Origin of the sequence: Cobetia sp. LC6 (assembly GCF_030264805.1) — a bacterium.
GTDB lineage: Bacteria > Pseudomonadota > Gammaproteobacteria > Pseudomonadales > Halomonadaceae > Cobetia.
Genome location: NZ_JASSPL010000012.1, coordinates 59965 through 76179, shown reverse-complemented (window position 1 = coordinate 76179; position 16215 = coordinate 59965). Strand labels below are relative to the sequence as shown.

Here is a 16215-nt window from a genome sequence, read left to right as displayed (position 1 = left end):
CAAGGACTCTTGACCATGAGCGACGTTCACGCCGACACCCCTGACGCCCGGGCCGAGACCCAGAAACCGCTGATTCTGGTGGTGGAAGACGAGCCCAAGATCGCCAGCCTGCTGTGCGATTATCTGGACGGCAGCGGGTATCGCACCCGGCATGTCGACGACGGCAACGCCGTCATCGCGGCGGTCAATGACGAGACACCCGCCCTGGTATTGCTGGACCTCATGCTGCCGGGTACCGACGGCCTGACCCTGTGCCGCCAGCTGCGGGCCGAGGACAACCTGCTGCCCATCGTGATGCTGACCGCGCGGGTCGAGGAAGTGGACCGCCTGCTGGGGCTGGAACTGGGCGCCGATGACTATATCTGCAAACCCTTCAGCCCGCGTGAGGTGGTGGCGCGCATCAAGGCCGTGCTACGTCGCAGCCAGGCGCTTGATCAGACCCTCTCGCAGACCTCCGACAAGGGCCAGCTGGTGCTCAATGAGGAAGGCTGGCAGGCACTGGCCGATGGCAATGATCTGGGCCTGACGGCAGTCGAGTTCCAGCTGCTGAAGGTGATGATGCAGTCGCCGGGGCGCATCTTCTCCCGCGACCAGCTGATGGACCACATGTACCGTGATCATCGCATCGTCTCCGAGCGCACGGTGGATTCCCACGTCAAGAAGCTGCGCCGCAAGATCGCCAATGTCTGGCCGGAGCGCGACGTGATCCGCTCCATCTATGGGGTCGGCTACAAGTTCGAGCCTGACGTGCTGGACTGACACCCCGCCTCGTGCAGGCATCGAAACCTTTCAGAAACATGACAACCGCCGTCTGTGACCACAGACGGCGGTTGCGTTTTTGTTGCACCCACGGTGCGAACTTGCTGTCCAACTGCGACGGATACTGTCATCACTGCCCAAGCGAGAGCCATTTACTGCTGCTCAAGCGCGGGTCTACGCCACAAGTGAGGTATTCGTCATGTCCTACAGTCCTGCCAGTCGTGTTCTTTCCCGCACTCGCCTGATCGGTGCTGGCGTACTGAGCGTCATGCTGATGGCATCACCGCTGAGCGTGACCAGTGCCAGCGCCGCCGATGTCTCGCTGAATGTGCTGCTGGACGGCATCAGCCTGAACGTCAGTCAGCGTGCCACTCTCGACAAGCAATATCGCCACTATCTCCAGAAACGTCAGGCCGCAGAGAGCCATCACGACGCCAAGGCGCTTGCCAAGGCGCGCAAGATCTACCTGGCCGATGTCGATCGCGTCCTGAACCGCCATCAGACCCAGCGCTTCCACCAGCAGTTCGACCGCCACTATCCAGCGAATGCCCAGGCGAACGCCAAGATGGCGAAGAAGCGCCACCACGACGACTGACGGCAAGCGCGTCTGAGCGCCGCGGGTTGAATCCTGGCGCCATCACCTTGATCAAGGACTCAGTCTCCACAGGATTCTGTCTCTACAGGATTCAGTCCACAAGATCACGCTGCAGCAAAGACGACATAGAAAAGACGACGCAGAAAAGACACGACAAGCCGTTGCATGTTCCGCCGAAGCGCGTTGCACGTAACCCCATGAAACCTTGCACAATGCCGGCACATTCACTGCTGATAATGCTCTTATCGCTTGATACCGGCCCTTTACCTAGACACTCGGAGTACGCCATGAACCGCATTTCTCGCAAGCTCATCGTTTCCGGTCTGCTGACCGCCCTGGCACTGCCGATGACCGCCATGGCCTCAAGCAACGACAAGCATCATGACGGCGCCGACCGCAAGGAAGGCCTCGACAGGATTCTCGCCAGCTGGCATCTCAGCGATGAACAGCAGCAACAGCTCGACGCACTCAAGCAACAGCAGATGGAAAGCCGCAAGCAGCTCAAGGAGCAGAAGTTCGACTCCCGCGAAGCGCGCCGCGACGCCATCCAGGCACAGCGTGAAGAACACAAGGCCGCCCTGGCTGAGATTCTCGACGAGAATCAGGTCAAGGTGCTCGAAGCCTACTGGTCTGCCGGCAAGCCGATGCACGGCAAGCACATGGACAAGCATGACGGCAAACGTCACGGCGAAGGCAAGCATGCCGACGAGCATGGCGGCGAGCGCGGCGGCAAGCACATGGCCGGCGAGCGTGGCGGCAAGCACATGGCCGAGGACGGCAAACAGCGCATGCAGCTGATGGGTGCCCTGTTCGACAGCTGGGACCTGGATGATGACCAGCGCAGCGCCCTCAAGGACTCCTTCAAGTCCATGCGCGACGACATGGAGTCACTCAAGGAGAAGGACTTCGACTCACGTGAAGCGCGCAAGGCCGCCTTCGAGGAACTGCGCAAGACCCAGCACGATCGTCTGGCCAAGGTACTCAGCGAAGACCAGATCAAGGTGCTGGACCTGATACACCAGCGTGACAAGCGCGGCCCGAAGATGGCCGACCGTCAGCAGCGCGAAGGCATGAAGGCGCTGCTGGCCAGCTGGAACCTGAGTGATGACCAGATGCAGGCGCTCAAGGAAGTCCGCAAGGAAATGCGTGACGAGATGCATGACAGCATGAAAGAGATGCACGACGACATGCGTGATGCCATGCAGGACGCCGACACCAGGCAGGAGCGTGTCGCCGCTCGCCAGGAAATGCGCAAGGAAATGAAGGAGCAGCGTCTGGAGCTGCGTGAAGAAGGCCGCGAGAAACTCGCCGATGTGCTGTCCGCCGAGCAGCTCGACGCGCTGGAGGCCTTCATGGCCAATGGCATGCGCCATCACGCTGGCAAGCATCATGGTGACATGAAGGGTGGCATGAAGGGCGGCGACATGCAGCGCGGCCCGATGCATGACGCCGACCAGTCTGAAGATGCCTGAGTCAGTCCATCAACTGGGCAGCTGAAGCCGGCTGATCGACGATCCGGCGAGGCAAGAGCCGGACGATCGCGCCCCGGACGATCGCGCCCCGGACACAGCCATTCAGCTGCCCCGCTGACGTCACTTTCGCCGCCCCGGCCACGATTCTGTGGTCGGGGCGGCGTCGTTGTGTCCTTTTACCGACAGCGATTTTACAAAGCACGACACCGCGCCTGAGAGGCTCTGCCATCGGGCCTCGCGGCGATCTGATCGCGACACGAGGATAAGCGAAAGCGACAGTTGCACTGCCTTTTTCCCCAAAGGGGGGTTATATTTTTATTGAACAATCAATTAAAATAATTCTGCAAGGCTTTGAGCATTACACGGCGTGATGATGTGAGTCGCGTTTTCCTGACTGCTGAGCTCCCCTCTGCTGCCGATCTCGACCGGTGGCAGCAAGACGGGATGCCTGCAACCGTCACAGGAAAGCGGACCCGGTAGATGCCGACGAGACTGACGCCTGCCATCCCGGCAACTTCAAGGGGGCAAGCGATGGCGACTGCCACGGACTGGCGAGCAGACACCGGAGTGACCCGCCCCTTCGCGAGAAGGCGGGTGACGTCCAGGGACGCCGAGTAGACGTTCGAAGTGATGAGAGCAGCACGATGAAGGCACAGCGTTCCCCTGCGCTCGACCCGCCATCGTTCTTCTGCGGCCAATCTGGCCTGCAGGAAAGGAGCCGCACCACGGTGCGCGCTCGGCGTCTCTCATGAATTGCCCACCGGCATTTCTTGCTTGCTGCCCAGCGATGCCCCTGCAATCGCGTCGCCACGGCAGTCGACACTGCCGCTGCTGCAAGTTCCGCCCCGCGCGTGAGCTGAGCACGGCCCGTGCCGTTCGTGTCCGTCTTTTCCTGCACGCCACCCGCAATGTCTGCGGCTGACGGGCAGCTAAGCACCACGCACGAGTGAAACTTCCCCTGATAAGGAGTTGCTCATGCAGAAACCTGCTTCCGCCGAGAACGCCACACCGTCCTCGAGTCGTATCAACCCGACGGTCTTCTACGGATCGATCGCCGGTATCCTCGCCTTCCTGGCCTTCGCGATGCTGTTCACCGAACAGGCCGACGCCTGGATCGGCAGCGCCCTGGGCTGGACCATCGATACCTTCGGCTGGTTCTACATGCTGGCCATCGTCGCCTATCTGGTCTTCGGGGTACTGATCGCCTGCTCGCGCTTCGGCCGCATTCGCCTCGGGCCGGACGATTCACGCCCGGAGTTCTCGCTGCTGTCCTGGTCGGCGATGCTGTTCGCGGCCGGTATCGGCATCGACATCCTGTTCTACTGCATCGCCGAACCGCTGTCCCACTACGTGGCACCGGTGACCGGTGACCCCGAGACCCAGGCGGCGATCCGCAACGCCATGGTGGAAACCTTCTTCCACTGGGGTCTCTCCGGCTGGGGCATCTACGTGCTCGCCGGCATGTCACTGGCCTACTTCAGCTACCGCCACCGCCTGCCGCTGGCGATCCGCTCGGCCTTCTACCCGCTGCTCGGCAACCGCATCAACGGCCCGGTCGGCAACGCCGTGGATATCTTCGCGATCATCTCCACCGTATTCGGCATCGCCACCTCGCTGGGCATCGGCGTCATCCAGCTGAACTACGGCCTCAAGTTCATGCTTGGCGTGCCCGAGAACCTCGCCGTCCAGGCCGCGCTGATCATCGGCGTGATGGTACTGGCGACCATTTCCGTGATCACCGGTGTCGAGAAAGGCATCCGCATGCTGTCCGAGTTCAACATGCTGCTGGCCACCGCGCTGCTGATCTTCGTGCTCGCCGTCAGCGATACCTCACAGCTGCTCAACGCCCTGGTGCTCAACGTCGGTGACTACATCACCCAGTTCACCGCCAAGAGCTTCGATACCTACGCCTACACGCCGGGTACCGATGAGTGGATGAGCGGCTGGACGCTGTTCTTCTGGGGCTGGTGGATCGCCTGGACCCCCTTCGTCGGCCTGTTCCTGGCGCGTATCTCGCGGGGTCGTACCATCCGTCAGTTCGTGTTCGGCGCGCTGCTGATTCCGCTGAGTTTCATGATGGTGTGGATGAGCGTGTTCGGTAATTCCGCCATCGACATGGTCGCCAATCAGGACGTCGCGGCACTGGCCACCGAAGCCCTGAACGCTCCGCAGAACACCATCTACACCTTCCTGGAGCAGCTGCCCTACTCCACCATCACCACCGCCGTGGTGGCGATCCTGGGTATCGTGTTCTTCGTGACCTCTGCTGACTCCGGCGCCCTGGTACTGGCCAACTTCACCTCCATCCTCAAGGACGTGAACCACGATGCGCCGATCTGGCTACGCATCTTCTGGTCCGCCATCATCGGCCTGCTGACGCTGGCACTGCTGATGGTCGGGGGACTCAGCGCGCTGCAGAGCGCCGTGGTAATCACCGCCGTGCCCTTCTCCATCGTGCTGATCTTCATGATGATCGGCATGTACAAGGCACTGATGATCGAGGACCGCAAGGAGAACGTGCGTCAGGACAACAGCTGCGTCTATGAAGGTGTCGACTGGCATGAGCGTCTGGACCACGTGCTCGACTTCGCCCAGAGCGGCAGTTCCGAGGCGACCCTCAAGCGCTCCATCCGCCCGGCACTCAACCAGCTGGCCGAGGAGCTCAATCGTCGCGGTCAGGTCTCGAGCGTCACCGAAGAGACGCTGGAAGGTGAGCCGCTGCCCCGCGTGACGCTGGAAGTCGAGTTCGAGGACGCCTCCAACTTCGTCTACCAGGTGCGTGCGGTACGCCAGCAGACGCCGAGCTTCATCGACGCCAATGACGACTTCTACCTGCGTCTGGAAGTGCACCTCTCCGAAGGTGGCAGCGGTCAGGAGCTCAACGGCCTGTCGCGTGCCCAGGTGCTCGACGAAGTCGTCACCGCCTACCAGCAGCATCTGGCCTTCGTGCGCCACGATACGGTCAACGAAGCCCCGGCGATGCCGGGCGTGATCGGCAAGTCCGAACTGGACTGATCAGAGTTGGACTGATCAGAACCAGGCTGATTGAAGCTGGGCTGATCAGAGCTGAGCGCCTGCGCTCGGCCTGCAATGCCAAAGCCCCCGCCGGGAGACCGGCGGGGGCTTTTTGCGTCTTGCCTAGTGCGCTTGCGGCTTGCGTCTTTACCTGCCTGCCAGCGGCTCAGGTCGCGGCAGCGGTCTCGACCTGCTGTGCGCCCTTCTTGATCAGCGCATAGCCGATACCCGTCACCAGGGTGCCGGCGACGATGGCGCCCAGGTACATCAGCGGCACGTTGATGGCATTGGGGATCAGCAGCACGAACAGACCACCGTGCGGCGCCAGCAGCTTGGCGCCCACCAGCATCGACAGGGCGCCGGTGACGGCGCCGCCGACCATGCAGACCGGAATCACGCGCAGCGGGTCCTTGGCGGCGAACGGAATCGCACCCTCGGAGATGAAGCACAGGCCGAGAATGAAGCTTGCCTTGCCCGCTTCACGCTCCGGCTCGGCGAACTTGGCACGCGCGATGAAGCTGGCCAGCCCCATGCCCAGCGCCGGCACCATGCCGGCCGCCATGATGGCCGCCATCGGCGCGTAGGTCTCGCTGGCCAGCAGGCCGACACCGAAGGCGTAGGCGGCCTTGTTGACCGGGCCACCGAGGTCGAAGCACATCATCGCGCCGAGCAGAATGCCCAGCAGGACCGCGTTGGCCGAACCCATGGACTCGAGGAATTCGGTCAGCGCCGTCATCAGCCCCGCCACCGGCGTGCCGACCACGTAGATCATCACCAGCCCGGTGACCATGCTCGCCACCAGCGGGATGATCAGAATCGGCTTGAGCGATTCGATCGACTGCGGCAGCTTGACGAAACGGCTCAGCCCCAGCGCGCTGTAGCCCGCCAGGAAGCCGGCGATGATGCCACCGAGGAAGCCGGCATCGAGAGTGGCGGCCAGCCAGCCCCCGATCATGCCCGGCGTGATGCCCGGGCGGTCGGCGATGGAGTAGGCGATATAGCCCGCCAGCACCGGAATCATCAGTTTGAAGGCCGAACCGCCGCCGATCTGCATCAGCGCCGCCGCCAGGGTGCCTTCTTCCTCGAAGGCCTTGATGCCGAACACGAAGGACAGCGCGATCATCAAGCCGCCCGCCACCACCATCGGCAGCATGAAGGACACGCCGGTCAGCAGGTGCTTGTAGGGGCCGCGTTTCTCGCCCTTCTGCTGGCTACCCTGACCGCCCGAAGCCGTGGCGGATTCCACCTCGGCGCCTTCCAGTGCCTGTTCGATGGTATCGCACGGCTTCTTGAGTGCGGTGCCGGTGGAGGTACGCCAGATGCGCTTGCCGGCGAAACGTGTCGGGTCGACCTCGATATCACAGGCCAGGATCACCACCTCGGCCGCGGCGATCTCGGCCTCGGTCAGCGCATCCTGCGCGCCCACCGAGCCTTGAGTCTCGACCCGCGTCGGGTAGCCCAGCGCGCGCCCTGCCTCGCTCAGGGCCTCGGCGGCCATGAAAGTATGCGCCACGCCGGTCGGGCAGGCGGTGACCGCGACGATGGACGGCTTGTGCGTCACGTCTCCACCAGCTGCGCTTGCTGCGCCGGTGGCCGTGGTGCCGACAGTTGCAGCAACGTCGGCAATGTCCTTGGCTTCCAGCACGCGGGCACGGGACTCGGCATTGGCCAGGAAGGCGGCGGGGTCCGGCAGCGCTTCTTCAATGGGCGCGACATGCACGCGCTTGCCGACGAAACGCTCGAGACCGGCGCTGGTCAGCGGCGACGCCGCGACGATCACCAGCTCGGCAGCGGCGAGCTGGTGATCGCTCAGCACGAGTTTACGCTCGAATTGCGAGCGCATGTCGATGAGGGGCTCCCAGTCGCGACGACGGGCGGCCTGCTCCAGGCGGCGTGCCGCCAGGAAGCTGGTCGCCATGCCGCTCGGGCAGGCGGTAACGATGATGACATTCATGGGCGTGGCTCTCCGGCTGTCGCGACCTCGGCAGATGCCAATGTCTCGATGCTGGTGTGTTGTTGGAGTGTTTCAAGCTCCGGGGCGGCGGGATTGCCCGGCCCCGGGTGGGTCACGGCCTCGGCGGAAAGCGCCGTGGCATGACGCAGAATCCGTTCACGCATGGCCGCCGTGGGTGTCGGATGGCAGAGCACCCCATGCAGCATGGCGGCCAGCAGGGTATCACCGGCACACACGGTACTGACCACTCGCATGCGCGGCGGGCGTGCACGCAGTATCTCGGCGCCGGGGCTGGCCCACAGCACGCCTTCCGAACCGGCAGAGATCAGCGCCTGCTCGATGCCGTGCTCGACCAGACTCGCCAGCGCGCGCTGACGGGCGGCGTCGGTCTCCAGCGGCTCGCCCGCCCACAGCGCCAGTTCCTGCTCATTGGGCTTCACGCCGCTGGGCGGCACCGCCAGACCGGCTTCCAGTGCCGTGCCGCTGGTGTCCAGCCAGCAGGCAATGTGGCGTGAGCGCACCCGCTGCACCAGGCTTGCCAGCTGCTCGCTGCTGACACCCGGCGGCAGGCTGCCGGCGATGACGACGGCACACCGCTCGTGGCTACCCTCGGCCTGCTGATGATCGATCCAGTCATCGATGCGCGCCTCAAGTCGCGTGAAGGCGGCCTCATCGACCTGCATGCCCGCGCCGTTGATATCGGTGACACGTCCACTGGCCTCACCGAGCTTGACGTTGATGCGGGTCGCGCCCGCGACGCGCTCGAAGGCGTCACTCAGCCCCCACTCGGCGAAGGCGGCCTCGAAATCGGCCTGGTTGTCGGCGCCCAGAAAGCCGCTCAGCGTCAGCGGATGACCCAGCGTCGCCAGCACCCGGGCGACGTTGATGCCCTTGCCCGCCGCCTCGAGATGCTGGCTGCGCGCCCGGTTGACCTTGCCCGGCACCAGGCTGTCGAGGCCGATGGTCATGTCCAGCGCCGGATTGAGCGTCACGCACAATACCGGGCAGCCGGCGGCCTGACGCGTTGTGTTGTCACTCATCACACTGACTCCCGCGGGCTGTGTCCATTACTGGCCGCACTACTGCCCGCACTACTGCCCGCACTACTGCCCGCACTACTGTCCGCATTACTGGCCGCATCACTGGCTGCAGCGCCTGAGGTGACCTCGGCAACGGAAGGCTCGCCCTGCTCGAGCAGCGCTTCCAGAGCACTGCGCACGTCTTCCGAGGTCGGCTGGGCCAACGCGACCCGTGCCTGCTCACGCGCCGTGGCCAGGTCCAGTTCACGCACCCGCGCCTTGACCAGCGGAATCTGGCGACTGGACACCGACAGCTCATCCACACCCAGCCCGACCAGTACACCGACGGCCTGGTCATCACTGGCCAGTTCACCGCAGACGCCGACCCAAGCGCCGTGGCCGTGGGCGGCACTGACGGTCATCTCGATCAGGCGCAACACCGCCGGATGCAGGCCATCGGCCTGCGCCGAGAGCGTCGCATGGCCACGGTCGATCGCCAGGGTGTACTGGGTCAGGTCATTGGTGCCCACCGAGAAGAAGTCGACTTCCGGCGCGATGCTGGCCGCCGTCAATGCCGCCGAGGGGATCTCGATCATCACGCCGACCTGCACGTCGCGCACCGGCGGCTGGCCATGTTCGGCCGTGTAGGCGGCGTCCAGCTCGGCACGCACGCGATCGACGATGGCACGCGCGCCACGCAGTTCGGCCAGGTCCTTGACCATCGGGAACATCAGGCGAATCGGCCGTGCACCGGCAGCCGTCAGCAGCGCCCGCACCTGGGTCTCGAGCACTTCCGGGCGCGTCAGGGCGAGACGAATGCCGCGCAGGCCGAGGAAGGGGTTGTCCTCACGCGGCAGCGGCCAGTACGGCAGCGGCTTGTCGCCGCCGACATCCAGCGTGCGTGCCACCAGCGGCCGACCCTCGAGCGCATCCAGCGCCTCGCCGTACTGGGCGGTCTGGGTGGCGAGGTCCGGCGCCTGCGGGTGCGCCATGAACACGAATTCGGTGCGCAGCAGGCCGACACCCTCGGCACCACGCTCGACGGCGTCACCGGCGTGGGCGGTGTTGCCCAGATTGGCGACTACCTCGACATGATGGCCATCCAGGGTCGTGGCGGGTGCCATGCGCGACTCCCAGGCAGCGGCCTGGCGCTGTTCATGCCCGGCGATCGCCTCTTCGGCACGCGCACGGCGACTGGCCGAGGGCATCACGCTGACGCGACCTCGTTCACCATCGACGATCAGCTCGCTACCATCGGCGATCGCCAGCACGCTCGGGCCAGCCCCGACCACCGCCGGAATGCCCAGCGAACGCGCCAGAATCGCGCTGTGCGAGGTCGCCCCGCCCAGCGCCGTGACCAGACCACGCACGCGAGTGGTATCCAGGCGCGCCACATCCGACGGGCCGATGTCCTCGGTCACCAGCACATGCGGTGTCTCGGGGGCGCTGGGCAGCGGCGTATCAGTCAGCACGCCGAGCACACGCCGGCTGACATCGCGCAGGTCAGCGGCGCGTTCGGCCAGCAGGCGATCGGCGAGGTTCTCCTGAGCGCTGGCGGCGCTGTCGATGGCCGCCCACCAGGCCGCTTCGGCGCTGTGACCTTCATCAAGGCTCTCACGCGCCGCGGCAAACAGCTCCGGATCACCGAGCATCTCCTCGTGCATCGAGAGAATCTCGGCCATCTCGGCGCCTTCGGCGCGATTGACCAGTGCCAGCAACTGCTCGCGAGCGGTCTGGATGCTGGCCACCAGACGCTCGGCCTCACGATCGGCGCCGGCATCGCTGCGCGTCTCGTAGACGAAACGCGGCAGGCGCATCACCCAGCACGGCGCGATGGCCATGCCCGGCGAGGCGGCCACCGCGGGTACCACGCTGTCGGCGGCAGGAGCGGCCTGCTGAGGGTCGCGGGTAGCTTGCTGCTCGCTGGCCTCCAGCGGCGTGGCGGCATCGGCGCGCCAATCGGCCAGCGGCTCCACCGCCTCGCCGAGACCGGCCTGCACCGCGCTCACCATCATGCTCAGCGCCGCCTGATTGGCCGCCGAGTCATCGCCGTAGGCGCTGAAGATCAGCGTCTGGCCGCGGCGTGCCCCCAGCCCCAGCACCTTGGTCAGACTGGCGGCACTGACCACACCACTGTCATCGCCTTCCAGTCGCAACGCCGGAATGACGCCATGCTGCTCTCCCGCCTCGCGCGCCGCCTGCACCAGCTGCTTGGCCGGACGCGCATGCAGGCCGTGGGCGTTGAGCAACACGACCTGAGCCAGCTGCGCCGTGGCGGACTCCCCCGACAGCCGCGCCAGCAAGGCGCTGACCGACAGGCCCGGCAGGCTTTCGCCCGCACCCTCCTCCAACAGCGTCAGCAGGCGCTCCAGCAACGGCTGATGCTGGCCCTGCCGGGCATCGACTGCCAGACAGGCCAGCGCAGTGATACGCCCGTGGCGAGTCTCCAGTGCCTTCTCCGGCGTGACGATGGCCAGCGCCGAGCGGGAGACATCCTGCTGCGATTGCGCCAGCCACACGCCCTGCCCCAACGCCACCGGTTCGGCAGCGAGCATGGCCGAGATGAAACCATCGCTGACACAGCCGGCCTGGCGCAGGCGCGCGGCCCCCGCCAGTACCAGCTCGTCACGATCACGCGCGGGGAAACCGCACAGCAGCGTCTCGGCATCCAGCCGCGGCGGTACCACCTCGCGACCCAGCTCGCTCAGCACTTCCTCGGCGGTCGTCGCCGAGGCCAGCCGCTCGCTGACGCCGTCGCGATCGAGCACACGCGTCAGCGCGCGCAGGATGTCGAGGTGCTCATCGGACTGTGCCGCGATGGTCACCAGCAGGAAGACGCGATTGCCGTCGTGCCACTCCACGCCCTGCGGGAACTGCAGGACACGCACTCCGGTGGCCAGCACGGCCTCGCGGCTGTCCGGCGTGCCGTGGGGGATCGCGATCCCCTGCCCCAGGTAGGTGGAAGACTGGGCCTCACGCGCCAGCAGACCCTCACGGTAGTCGGGCGTGGCGCGCCCACCGGCGACCAGGGCATCGGCGGCCTGTTGCAAGGCATCGCGCCAATCGCTGGCATGGGCGGCGAGAAGGATGTCCTCGCGATCAAGACTGAGCATGGCTGGCTCCTTGAGGCTCCCTTGGGGTGAGGAGCCTGGATGTTGGCGGTGCGCGGCAAACGCGTCTTTCAGCTGCCGCGACACGTCACTTGGCGAGTTCCGACAGGGTAGCGGCGTCATGACGTGATGACGAATATGCTGAATCGTGTCACCTCAATAGGGTCCATGCTGGCCGCTTTCTTGCGCCCGATCAAGCGAACACCTACCGAAAACATGCTTCTGGTGACTAGACATTGGGCGTAGAGCCGCCTGTGACGCGGGCTCGAGAGGCGTCGAGCGAGACGTGCCCGGCGTAGAGAGGATTTGCACCCGAGCCCACAAGTGCGCATCATTCCTCGCACATGGAGCACGCAGATCCCGTTCCCCTTTCCAGCAAGGACAGTGGCATGACCCTGGCAGAAATCGCGCGTCTTGCAGGCGTTTCACGCACCACCGCCAGTTATGTGGTCAATGGGCAGGCACAGGCACGACGTATCAGCCCCCAGACGGTCGAGCGCGTCATGGCGGTGGTACAACGTCATCATTATCGGATCGATGCCCAGGCAGCCGCGCTGCGGCGTGGCGAAAGTCGCACGCTGGGCTTCATGCTGCCGGACCTGGAGAACGCCAGTTATGCCCGCCTGGCCAAGTTGCTGGAGCGCGGGGCGCGTGAACGCGACTATCAGTTGTTCATCGTCTGCTCTGACGATGAGCCGGAAACCGAGCGTGAACTTGCACGCATGCTCAAGGCGCGGCGGGTCGACGCGCTGATCACCGCCAGCTGCCTGTCCCCCGATGACCCCTTCTACCGTGAACTGGCGCTGGATGGCTTCCCGGTCATCGGTGTCGATCGCGCACTGGATACGCGCCACTTCGCCAGCGTGGTCAGCAACAATGAAGATGCCGCCCGTCAGCTGACCGAAGCCGTGCTGGAACACGCGCCGCAGCGACTGCTGTGGCTGGATGCCTTGCCGGAGATCGATATCACGCGGGCGCGCGCCAGCGGCATGCAGGCGGCGCTGACGCACTATCAGCAGCGCACCGGCAGCAGCGAGCTTGAGGCCACCGCCCTGCATGCAGAGCGTTACGAGCGCGAGGCCGGCGCGGCGGCGCTGAGCGAGCATCTCCGCCATTCACCGCTGCCGGATGCCATCGTCACCGCCTCCTACACCCTGATGGATGGCGTGCTCGATGTGCTGTTCGCCGAGGGGCCGCCGGCCAATCCGCCCAAGGCGATGGCCAGCTTCGGCGATGACCGCCTGCTCGACTTTCTGCCCCTGCCGATCCATTCGCTGCCCCAGCGTCACCAGCAGATCGCCGATGCGACGCTGACGCTGGCGCTGCAGGGCATTCAGGGCAAGACTACGCCCGGCGTGACGCTGGTGGAACGCGAACTGCGCCGCCGCCAGCACTGAGGTGATGTCTGAAGTGATGTCTGAGGTGGTGTGTCTGGCCGAGGGCGGCCTTGCTGGCGCCAAACCGTGCTGGCGCCATACATTGCTGGCGCCAGGCTGTGCTAGCGCCAGGCTTGGCCGGCATCGTGGGCGAGGCGGTGATCACGAATCTCGGCCAGCAGCGCCGCCACCGCGGCCTCGATACGGGTGCGCGGCGTGTCGGATGCCAGCAGCAGCTCCAGCTGCAGAGCGGCGTCGCGTAGCAGGTCGTGATCCAGAGTGGCGGCGCTGCCCTTGAGCAGATGGGCCTCGTGCTGCAGCTGCTTCAGATCCATATGATCCACCGCCCGCGACAGGCGCTGGGACTGCTGCTCGAGCTGCTCCTCGAAGGCCGTCTCGAGGGCCGCGATGCTGTCGGCATCCAGCTCATCCCGCAGCGCAGGTGTCACGGACTGTGCAAGCTCCGCCGCTGACCCGCCAGACATCCACGACTCCCCTGTGTTCATGCTCGTGTCTCCCCCATCTATCCCTTCCCGTTCGCCCTCGCTCTTGCTTTCGCTTTCGCCCTCAGGCTCACGCCGCTCGATGGGGCCAGCCGCCGACGACTCACTGACCTTGCCTGCTTCGGCTTCAGCCACGGCCTCAGTGGCACGCGCCTGAGCCTCCTGGATCATGCGACGCCGCGCAGCGGGGGAATCGAGTGATGCCACCAGTGACGCCGCACGCGCGAGAGCCTCACCGGTTTCCGGCGGCGCCTCGAAGTGGGGCGGTCGCTCAGTGGTAGGGGAATAGCTGATCGGGTCGAAAGGCTGGGTGCTGGCGAGGGCATTGACGCGCCATTCGCCGAGGTCCTGGCTGCCCGACTGCCAGCGCGCCAGCATGCTGGCGAGCTGCTGACGCCGGATCGGCTTGGACAGGAAGTCGTTCATGCCCGCCGAGAGGCAACGCGCACGCTCCCCCGCCGCCACGTTGGCCGTCATCGCGACGATAAGACTCGGCGCACGCCTGTCACTGTGCTCCATGGCGCGCCAACGACGCGCCACCGCAAATCCATCCAGTCCCGGCATGCGCAGGTCGAGCAGCACCAGTACCGTATCGCGCTGGCGTGCATACCACGCCAGCGCCGCCTCGCCACTGTCGACCGTCGTCACCGTATAGCCTAGGCCACTGAGCATGGAGTGGGCCACTTCGCGATTGATGTGATTGTCGTCGACCACCAGGACATGCTCGCCACGGCTGGTCGGCAGGGGGGTGGAGGAAAAGGCCGGTCGCTTGAGCGCCGCGGCGCGTGGCAGCGGCAGCTCGAACCAGAAACAGGCGCCCTTGCCCGGGCGTTGCTTGATGCCCAGTCGTCCCCCCATCAGCTCGACCAGCCGTCGCGAGATCGAAAGCCCGAGCCCGGTACCGCCGAAGCGGCGCGCGGTGGAGGCATCGCCCTGGGTAAAGGGCTCGAACAGCTGGGCGGCCTGCTCTTCACTGACCCCGATGCCGGTGTCATCGACCTCGAAGCGCACGCGCCCCGCCGGCAATGCCTCGACCAGCAGACAGACACGTCCCTGCTCGGTGAACTTGAAGGCATTGGAGAGCAGATTGAGCAGCACCTGACGCAGACGCACCGAATCGCCCATGACCTGCTCGGGCAGCTGGGCGGAACGGCGGTCATCGAAGACGATGCGCGTGCTGTCCATCTGCGGCAGCAGCAGGTCGATCACGCCATCGATGGCCGTGTGCAATTCGAAGGGTCGTCGCTCGACGCTGAGCTTGCCGGCCTCGATCTTGGAAAAGTCGAGAACATCATCCACCAGCCCCATCAGCACTTCGCCACTGTCGCGCAGGCTGCTGGCATAGCGGTGCGCACTGCTCTGCAGCGGTTCGGCCAGCAGCAGTTCGCTCATGCCGATCACGCCATTGAGCGGGGTGCGAATCTCGTGGCTCATGGTGGCCAGAAACTCGGACTTGGCGCGACTGGCCTGTTCGGCCCGCGCCGCCTCGTGCTTGAGGGCCGACGACATCGCCAACATCTGCTGGCGGGCCTGTTCACGCCCGCGGGCCTGCAGCCAGACCTGACGGCAGACCATCAAGGTGGCCAGCAGCATCAGCGCCAGCAGCAGCAACATCAACTGCACCAGGCTGTCGCGGCTCTGACGCTCGTGGGCCAGCTCCTCGGCCAGACGTGCACGTACCCGCAACAACAGCGTCTGGGTGGTATCGCCCAGCGCATCGCTCAACTGCTGGAACTCCGCAGCCTCGCGACCCTCGGGCCCCAGCACCTGGGAGCGCTGTGCAGCGTCATTGTCTGCTGAAGCGTCACTGCCTGCTGAAGCGTCGTCGGCCTGGGCCGCCTGCACCGGGCCCGTGCCCTCGAACACCGGGCCATGTCGCCACTTTTCCAGCCGCAGATCGAGATACTCGATCTGGCTCATCAACTCATCGGCCAGCAGCGGCACAGCCGGCAGGGTCATCAGATGGCGCTGGAAATCCCCTCGCCGGAAGATATAGGTACGGCTGTAGAGCAGTTCGTAATTCTGCAGCACCTCATTCCAGATACTGGCGCGGTCAGCTGGCTCAGCGACGCGATAGCGCGCCATCGAGGAGGAGAGACTGACCGCCTCGCGATCCAGCTTGTAGATCGACCAGACGGCGTCGTCGCGGGTGCGGTCTTCCAGGCTGACCTGGTTGTGCAGGATGGTGCCGCCGATGCCGATGGAGGCCAGCAGACACAGGATGCTGATCGCCATGCCCAGCCACAGCGGCCAGCGGACAGGGGGGTTGCCGCTTGCGGCCACGTCCGACGCGACAATGCCCTGATCAGCAAAGGACTGATCAGCAGCGGTGCCTGAAAGCGGGGATCTTTCACCCGGCGACTGATTCACTGCATGACTCCATGTCATCTTGCGACTGAGGGGCCGGGCGCC

At 65.3% G+C, this 16215-nt stretch carries 9 protein-coding genes; 5 read left to right on the top strand and 4 right to left on the bottom strand.

Features of this window, described 5'->3' with window-relative positions; genetic code table 11:
* Positions 1 to 15 precede the first annotated feature (15 nt).
* The 4 genes from QQF40_RS13705 (at position 16) to betT (ending at position 5841) form a co-directional block, all read left to right on the top strand.
* Positions 16 to 759: a response regulator gene (locus QQF40_RS13705; RefSeq protein ID WP_285461664.1), complete on the top strand. Its 744-nt coding sequence runs from the start codon at positions 16 to 18 to the stop codon at positions 757 to 759.
* A gap of 199 nt (positions 760 to 958) precedes the next feature.
* Positions 959 to 1354 carry a hypothetical protein gene (locus tag QQF40_RS13700; RefSeq protein WP_285461663.1) on the top strand — a complete coding sequence of 132 codons (396 nt, stop codon included), beginning with the start codon at positions 959 to 961 and terminating at the stop codon, positions 1352 to 1354.
* A 287-nt stretch (positions 1355 to 1641) separates the two neighbouring features.
* Positions 1642 to 2826, top strand: a complete 1185-nt coding sequence (locus QQF40_RS13695; RefSeq protein ID WP_285461662.1) for a hypothetical protein — start codon at positions 1642 to 1644, stop codon at positions 2824 to 2826.
* 975 nt (positions 2827 to 3801) lie between these two features.
* Positions 3802 to 5841 carry a choline BCCT transporter BetT gene (gene betT / locus QQF40_RS13690; RefSeq protein ID WP_285461661.1) on the top strand — a complete coding sequence of 680 codons (2040 nt, stop codon included), beginning with the start codon at positions 3802 to 3804 and terminating at the stop codon, positions 5839 to 5841.
* Between the two features lie 166 nt (positions 5842 to 6007).
* Here the strand turns inward: betT and QQF40_RS13685 are convergent, their stop codons facing one another.
* The 3 genes from QQF40_RS13685 to ptsP are packed head-to-tail and all read right to left on the bottom strand — an operon-like array spanning position 6008 to position 11927.
* A complete protein-coding gene (locus tag QQF40_RS13685) occupies positions 6008 to 7795 on the bottom strand; it encodes a PTS fructose-like transporter subunit IIB (protein ID WP_285461660.1) in 1788 nt (595 codons plus the stop codon).
* Positions 7792 to 8835: a 1-phosphofructokinase family hexose kinase gene (locus tag QQF40_RS13680; protein ID WP_285461659.1), complete on the bottom strand. Its 1044-nt coding sequence runs from the start codon at positions 8833 to 8835 to the stop codon at positions 7792 to 7794. Before QQF40_RS13680 ends, QQF40_RS13685 begins: the two co-directional genes overlap by 4 nt.
* Positions 8835 to 11927: a phosphoenolpyruvate--protein phosphotransferase gene (gene ptsP, locus QQF40_RS13675; RefSeq protein ID WP_285461658.1), complete on the bottom strand. Its 3093-nt coding sequence runs from the start codon at positions 11925 to 11927 to the stop codon at positions 8835 to 8837. The genes QQF40_RS13680 and ptsP overlap by 1 nt, the downstream gene beginning before the upstream one ends.
* 386 nt (positions 11928 to 12313) lie before the next feature.
* Between ptsP and cra the strand changes: the two genes are divergently transcribed.
* Positions 12314 to 13321: a catabolite repressor/activator gene (gene cra, locus QQF40_RS13670; RefSeq protein WP_285461657.1), complete on the top strand. Its 1008-nt coding sequence runs from the start codon at positions 12314 to 12316 to the stop codon at positions 13319 to 13321.
* A gap of 101 nt (positions 13322 to 13422) precedes the next feature.
* Here cra and QQF40_RS13665 read toward each other — a convergent pair whose 3' ends face one another.
* Positions 13423 to 16038, bottom strand: coding sequence for a sensor histidine kinase (locus QQF40_RS13665; RefSeq protein ID WP_285461656.1), 2616 nt, complete (start codon positions 16036 to 16038; stop codon positions 13423 to 13425).
* Between the last annotated feature and the right edge of the window lie 177 nt (positions 16039 to 16215).

Excerpts from the sequence above, each read along its gene's own strand:
- QQF40_RS13705 (WP_285461664.1), top strand. The coding sequence starts at position 16 with ATGAGCGACGTTCACGCCGACACCCCTGACGCCCGGGCCGAGACCCAG.
- QQF40_RS13700 (WP_285461663.1), top strand. The coding sequence starts at position 959 with ATGTCCTACAGTCCTGCCAGTCGTGTTCTTTCCCGCACTCGCCTGATC.
- QQF40_RS13695 (WP_285461662.1), top strand. The coding sequence starts at position 1,642 with ATGAACCGCATTTCTCGCAAGCTCATCGTTTCCGGTCTGCTGACCGCC.
- betT (WP_285461661.1), top strand. The coding sequence starts at position 3,802 with ATGCAGAAACCTGCTTCCGCCGAGAACGCCACACCGTCCTCGAGTCGT.
- QQF40_RS13685 (WP_285461660.1), bottom strand. The coding sequence starts at position 7,795 with ATGAATGTCATCATCGTTACCGCCTGCCCGAGCGGCATGGCGACCAGC.
- QQF40_RS13680 (WP_285461659.1), bottom strand. The coding sequence starts at position 8,835 with ATGAGTGACAACACAACGCGTCAGGCCGCCGGCTGCCCGGTATTGTGC.
- ptsP (WP_285461658.1), bottom strand. The coding sequence starts at position 11,927 with ATGCTCAGTCTTGATCGCGAGGACATCCTTCTCGCCGCCCATGCCAGC.
- cra (WP_285461657.1), top strand. The coding sequence starts at position 12,314 with ATGACCCTGGCAGAAATCGCGCGTCTTGCAGGCGTTTCACGCACCACC.
- QQF40_RS13665 (WP_285461656.1), bottom strand. The coding sequence starts at position 16,038 with ATGGCGATCAGCATCCTGTGTCTGCTGGCCTCCATCGGCATCGGCGGC.